Origin of the sequence: uncultured Phenylobacterium sp. (genome assembly GCF_902826855.1) — a bacterium.
Taxonomy (GTDB): Bacteria; Pseudomonadota; Alphaproteobacteria; order Caulobacterales; family Caulobacteraceae; genus Phenylobacterium.
In genome coordinates this window covers 3669-9172 of the sequence record NZ_CADEGK010000182.1, presented here as the reverse complement: position 1 = coordinate 9172, position 5504 = coordinate 3669, and the positions used below count along the sequence as shown (strand labels likewise).

Below are 5504 nucleotides of genomic sequence, written 5' to 3'. Positions count from 1 at the left end.
TGCTTGGCGCGGACTTTGGCCAGGAGGGCGACCGCCTCGGCATGGCGGCCGCGGTCCGCCACCTCACGGCCGGGGCGCGCCGGCGCGTTCAGGGCCTTCTGCAGGGCGCGTTCGGCCTCGCCGTACTGGCCTTCGTGGAACATGAAGTCCGCGTAGAAGTAGTTGGAATCCACCCCGTTCGGATTGGCCGCCAGCGCTCTCTTGAGGTAGGCGCGGGCCTTGGACTTGTCGCCGAAGCCGACGGGGAAGCCCGGCACCTGATAGTAGAGCGATCCGAGGCTCGTATAGACCGAGCCGTTCAGCGCTTTGGGATCGATCTTCTCGGCCTGTTCGAGGTTGGCCTTGGCCTCCTTGGCGAGGCCCAGTGCGCCCATGCCGCCCTTGGCTCCGGCCTCCGTGCTCAGTGCGATCCCCTTCCAGATCAGCGGCTCAGCGCGCCCGGGGTATTGCCGTGCCAGCGCATCTGCCTGGGCGACGATGGCGGCGAGCTGGCTGACCTTGGCCTGCCCCTGTGTCTCGTAGTTCGCGTGGTCCCAGGTTCGGGCGAGGGCGTCGATACGGCCGTCCAGGCCGGCCGGCTGGGCGAACGCCGGCGTGGACGAAATGGCCGATGCCGCGATGGCGAAGGCGATGAGCGATTTGCGCATGATCGAGTCCTTGGGGTCAGGCGAAGAGCCGGGCGACGCGCCGATCGGCCGGGGCCAGGGCGCGGTCGACGACGGCGGGGAAGAGGGCGTTGAGGCGCACGAAGAAGGCCTCCGGAAATCCGAGATAGACGTCTCGCCGACGCCGGGCGACGGCCTCGACGATGCGGGCGGCGACCTCGTCGGGTGGGTCCATGGCCATCTTCGTCAGCGCCGCGAACTCCAGAACCTTGGCGCTATTGAAGGCGGTCCGAACTGCGCGCGGCGCGACGTAGGTCACCCCCACGCCGGAACCGGCCAGCTCCCGGCGAAGGGCCTGGCTGAAGGCCCGGAGGCCGGCCTTGGAGCTGGAATAACTGGCGAAGTGGGCGAAGTTGATTGAGCCGAAGATCGATCCGATGTTGACGATCTGGCCGCGCCCGCGCGCCCGCATGCCGGGGGTGACGGCCTGGGCCAGGCGCATGGGAGCCAGGAGGTTGATCGCCAGGGTCCGGCGCAGGCTTACCGGCGTCTCCTCCTCGGCGGGCCCGAAATACTGGACGCCCGCCAGGTTGATCAGCACGTCCCAGGGCTCCGCGGCCAGGGCGCCGGCCACCGCCTCGAGGCCCGCCGGGTCGGCGAGGTCGCACGCGATGTGGCGGGCCTGGAGTCCGCTGGGCGCCTGGCGGTCGAGGACGCTCACGGCGCCCCCTTCGCGGACAAGCTGCTGGACGATCCGGCCTCCGATCTCTCCGGCGCCGCCGGTGACGGCGATGCGTTGACCCTCAAACCGCATGGGCGAGCCTCGTTTCGTGGGGAATGGAGCGGAACATGTCGGCGAACAGCGCGAAGATGCGTCTGGCCACGTGCAGGATCGCGGCCTGGTCCTCGGGCGCCTGGACCTCGTCCATCAGCGCCGCGAAGAACTTCATGTGCTCCTGGTCGAGCGACCCGTGGGACGACAGGTAGCTGAAGCACTCCGGCCCGAGACCCAACGCCTTGGCCACCGCGCCGGCGCCGTGGGTGGCCAGCGCGATACTCGTGCCCTCCAGGACGTAGACCATGCCGAACATCCCCATCGGATTGATCCGGGCGACGTAGTCGTGGGCGTAGGCCACCATCACTTCGGTGGCCGGGCGGGGCGCGCCGGTGCGGACAGCCTCGGCGTCGCCGCCGGCGCGAGCGATGTCGTTCAGGATCCATGCCTCGTGGCCGGTTTCTTCGGCGATGTACTCGTCGAGGGCGGCGCGAAAGTGCGCGTGGTCGGCATCCATCCGGTCGCGGGCGGCGGTGAGCAGCGGCACGGTCTGGCTCACGTGATGGAAGGCCTCGGCCAGGTAGGCGAGATAGGTCTCGCGGGTGATCCGGCCCGACACGCCGTCCACGAGTTGCGGCACGGAATAGAGGGCCAGGCGCTCGGCGGAGGTTTCCCGCTCAAGCCGTTCGAAGAAGGACATCGGCATCGCCTCAGGTCTGTTGGTCGATGAAGGCTTGGTGCGTTTGGCGCAGGGCGGCGCGGCGGGGCCGCCCGTTGCCGGTCAGTTCGCCGCGCTTGGGATCGAAGGGCGGGGAGCCCTGCCAGCGGGCGACCTGGGCGTAGGCCGGCAAGCCGCTGTTCGCCCTGCCCACGGCCGCCTGCAGCGCGGCGACCGTAAGGTCGGCGCGCGACGGCACGACCAGGGCGCAGAGCTCGGCTGCGCCCTCGCCGAACACGGCCGCCTGGGCAATCTCCGGCTGGGCCAGGAGTTCGCTCTCCACCCACTCCGGCGCCACGTTGCGACCGAAGGCGGTGATGATCAGGTTCGACTTGCGGCCCGTGATGGAAAGGAAGCCGTCCCCGTCGATCGCGCCGACGTCGCCGGTCGGCAGAGCTCCGAGCTGCGGAGGGCTTCCGACGTAGCCCAGGAAGGGGGCCGGACCGACGATCACTTCGCCATCCCGCGCGATCGTCAGGGATAGGTGCGGCAGGACCCGACCGACTGTACCGGGCCGGTCCGCGTGAGGGGTGTTGAGGGCGACCACCGAGGCGCACTCGCTGAGGCCGTAGCCTTCATAGGCCGGAATGCCGACAGCCCGCGCCGCGGCGATGAGCTGCGGGGCGACTTTGGCGCCGCCGACGGCCACGAGCTTCAGCGCCGGCAGACGCTGCCCCGTGCCCGCGAGATACGCCGTCAGTGCGCGCAGCAGTTCCGGGACGAGGATGAGGCTGCTGGCGTCGCTCGCCCGCACCACGTCCGCAAGGCGGGCGATGTCCGGTCGAAGGCCGTCCGCGAAGCCCAGGTCGATCAGCCCGCGCGCCTCATAGCACCCGCCGGCCAGCAAGGTGGGGTAGAGCCCAGCGACATTCTCCAGCAGCACGCCGAGCGGCAGAACCGCCAGATGCCGGCCTGCGAACTCTCGTCCGATGACCTCCACCAGAGAGGCGGCGACGGCCTCCATCTGCGCCAGGGACAGGCAGACTCCCTTGGGCGCGCCGGTGGACCCGGATGTGTAGGTCACCTTGGCGGTTCCCGGGTGCAGCGTCCGTGGCGGGAGGGCAAGGCCGTCGGCGGCGAGCCCTGCGCCGGCCAGGGCGAAGTCGTCGCGGGCCCCTGCGGCGGGGCGGACCAACAGGCACGCGCCGGCGTCGGCCAGGGCTAGGCCGCGCTGCTCGGGCGTGAAGAACGGCGGCAATGGAACGCTGGGCCGGCCCAGCGCCATCAGCGCAAGGTCCACGACCACCCACGCCGGTCCGTTGTCCAAAGCGACGCCGACAGGTGCGCCGGACGGAGCTGCGGCGAGCCGCGTCTCGAGCCAGGTCCGCGCCCGACCGACCTCCCGTTGGAGATCGGTCCATGTGAAGGTGGCATCGCCGCCGACCAAGGCTATGGCGTCGGGCGAGGTCCGCGCGTGGTCGGCGACCGCCGCCAGCACCCGGCTCAAAGGGTCACCGAAGGCATGCGGCGGACGGCCCGGGCCATCGACCTAGCGCGCAGACGTCGCCGAAGCTGTGGCAGGACCGCGGAGGCGCCGATCTCGGCGGCGAACACCCTGGGGCTGCGGTCGTAATAGGTCCCCCAGTCCCGTGCGCCTTCGCCTAGGCAAGCCGGGTCAGCGTCGACCAGGGATCGCAGGTCAAAGCCCGCGCGGCCCAGCAGCCGCTGCAGGTCGGGGCGCGCGGTGGCGACGGCGAAGCGTCGTCCGCAACTCGACCCCAACCAAGCGGCGAGCGCATGGAATAGCTGCAGCGACGCGGCCGGCGTGTCCGACGCGAACGACCCGATCTCGACGACGCTGTCGCGGGCTACAGGGCGCTCGAAGGCTTCGGCGATAACCCGCTCGACCGGGCCGTCCAGGTACCGTTCCAGAAACAGGGGCTCGGTTTCGGCGAAGCGGACGCCCGCCGCGGCCAGCACCGATCCTTCGGGCCCGCACAGGCCGGTCAGGGTGGGATAATGGCTCAGGACGCGGGCGCCGAACGCCTTGTCGAAACGCGCCTCGATGTAGCGCTCGACACCCGCCCGGCGTGGGTGGGAGGGATCGGCGACCACCATTCGCGTCCTCTCGCGGAGGGGCGCGGCGTCGAAATGCGGCGGCTCGGATGTACGCAACGGTTCGCTCAACTCTGGCCTCCAGATATCGGCCCCCGATGATCTGACGCCGCCGCCGTGCGACCTCCTCAATCGCCTCCGGAAGTTTCTTTGGGAGCCCGCCGCCACCTCGTCGATTGCGTCGCCGACGCAAATGCCGGAACAGTCCTGCTACGTCCTCAGCCGGGAATGCGTCGCGACCACATGGCCGATCCGCCACTGATCGCCGCCTACCTGCGCAAGCGGCCCGACCTCGTCCGCTTTTTCACCCTGCGGACCGGGTCGGCGGCGACGGCCGAGGATCTGGTGCAGGACCTGTTCCTCAAGATCAGCGGGATGGACTTCCCCGATGGGCTGAGAAGCGCCGAGGCGTTCCTCTACAGGATCGGGTCCAACCTCATGCTGGACCGGCTAAAGCAGCAGCGGCGCCAGGTCGCCCGCGAGGACCGCTGGAACCGCGAGAGCGTCGGCGAGGCGGCCGAGCCCGCTGCTTCCGATCCGCCAGCAGACGAAGTGATCGCCGCGCGGCAACGTCTGGAGCGGTTGTTGAGGGGCATCGAGCGTCTGCAGCCCCAGGTGGCGGCGGCCTTCCGGCTGCACAAATTCGACGGCCTGAGCCACGCCGAGGTCGCCCAGCGGCTGGGCGTGTCCCGGAGTTCCGTCGAGAAGTACATCATGTCGGCGTTACGCACCTTGATGGACGAGGTGGAGCGATGAATTGCGGACCGGCCGGTGCGGCGTCGTCTAACCCTCAGGAGCCTTTCGTCACGACATGAGCGAGCCCACCGACAACTTGGAGACCGAAGGGACCGTGCGCGACCGCGCCGTCGCCTGGCACGTCCGGCTGTCGTCGGACGCGGCAGGTGGCGACGACTGGCTGGCCTTTGAGGCGTGGCTCGCCCAGTCGCCCGAGCATCTTCGGGCCTATGAAGCGGTGGAGGAGATGTGGTCCGACCTCGACCAAGTGTCCCCCGCCGCCAAGGTGGTGGCATTCAAGCCCCGACCGGCGGGCCGTTCGGTGGCGTGGCTCGGCGCCATCGCAGCCAGCCTTCTCGCCGTACTCTTCCTCGGAACGGCGCTCTGGACACAGGCGCCCCGATCCCAGGTCTTCGACACGGCGCCCGGAGCGCCGCGCGTCATCGCACTTTCGGACGGCAGTCGCATCACCCTGAACGGCCGGTCGCACCTGACGGCCCGGATGGGACGGACCGAGCGCCGGGTGGTGATGGCCGATGCCGAGGCGGTCTTCGACGTCGCCAAGGACCCGGGGCGCCCGTTCCTGATCCGGGCCGGAGACCGGGAGATCCGCGTC

Annotated in this window: 6 protein-coding genes and 1 pseudogene (1 of these 7 only partly in view); 2 read left to right on the top strand and 5 right to left on the bottom strand. The window is 70.2% G+C overall.

Going from position 1 to position 5504, the window contains the following annotated elements:
• The 5 genes from QZV94_RS19795 to QZV94_RS19775 all read right to left on the bottom strand — a co-directional run.
• A partial coding sequence (locus tag QZV94_RS19795; protein WP_293680856.1) for a tetratricopeptide repeat protein occupies positions 1-647 on the bottom strand: 647 nt, incomplete at its 3' end.
• A gap of 16 nt (positions 648-663) precedes the next feature.
• Positions 664-1419, bottom strand: a complete 756-nt coding sequence (locus QZV94_RS19790) for an SDR family NAD(P)-dependent oxidoreductase (RefSeq protein WP_293680853.1) — start codon at positions 1417-1419, stop codon at positions 664-666.
• Entirely contained in the window at positions 1409-2080 is a 672-nt protein-coding gene (locus QZV94_RS19785) for an iron-containing redox enzyme family protein (RefSeq protein ID WP_293680850.1), read from the bottom strand. The genes QZV94_RS19790 and QZV94_RS19785 overlap by 11 nt, the downstream gene beginning before the upstream one ends.
• 10 nt (positions 2081-2090) lie before the next feature.
• The gene (locus tag QZV94_RS19780; protein ID WP_293680859.1) at positions 2091-3536 is read right to left on the bottom strand and encodes an AMP-binding protein; all 1446 of its coding nucleotides are present in this window, start codon (positions 3534-3536) and stop codon (positions 2091-2093) included.
• A 5-nt stretch (positions 3537-3541) separates the two neighbouring features.
• Entirely contained in the window at positions 3542-4156 is a 615-nt protein-coding gene (locus QZV94_RS19775) for a thermostable hemolysin (RefSeq protein WP_293680847.1), read from the bottom strand.
• 225 nt (positions 4157-4381) lie between these two features.
• On the opposite strand from QZV94_RS19775, the gene QZV94_RS19770 reads away from it, so the two are divergent.
• Together QZV94_RS19770 and QZV94_RS19765 are read left to right on the top strand one after the other, a co-directional pair.
• Positions 4382-4909, top strand: a complete 528-nt coding sequence (locus QZV94_RS19770) for an RNA polymerase sigma factor (RefSeq protein ID WP_293680845.1) — start codon at positions 4382-4384, stop codon at positions 4907-4909.
• A gap of 55 nt (positions 4910-4964) precedes the next feature.
• Positions 4965-5504: pseudogene (locus QZV94_RS19765) on the top strand (FecR domain-containing protein) (it continues 447 nt past the right edge of the window).

Excerpts from the sequence above, each read along its gene's own strand:
- QZV94_RS19790 (WP_293680853.1), bottom strand. The coding sequence starts at position 1,419 with ATGCGGTTTGAGGGTCAACGCATCGCCGTCACCGGCGGCGCCGGAGAG.
- QZV94_RS19785 (WP_293680850.1), bottom strand. The coding sequence starts at position 2,080 with ATGTCCTTCTTCGAACGGCTTGAGCGGGAAACCTCCGCCGAGCGCCTG.
- QZV94_RS19775 (WP_293680847.1), bottom strand. The coding sequence starts at position 4,156 with ATGGTGGTCGCCGATCCCTCCCACCCACGCCGGGCGGGTGTCGAGCGC.
- QZV94_RS19770 (WP_293680845.1), top strand. The coding sequence starts at position 4,382 with ATGCGTCGCGACCACATGGCCGATCCGCCACTGATCGCCGCCTACCTG.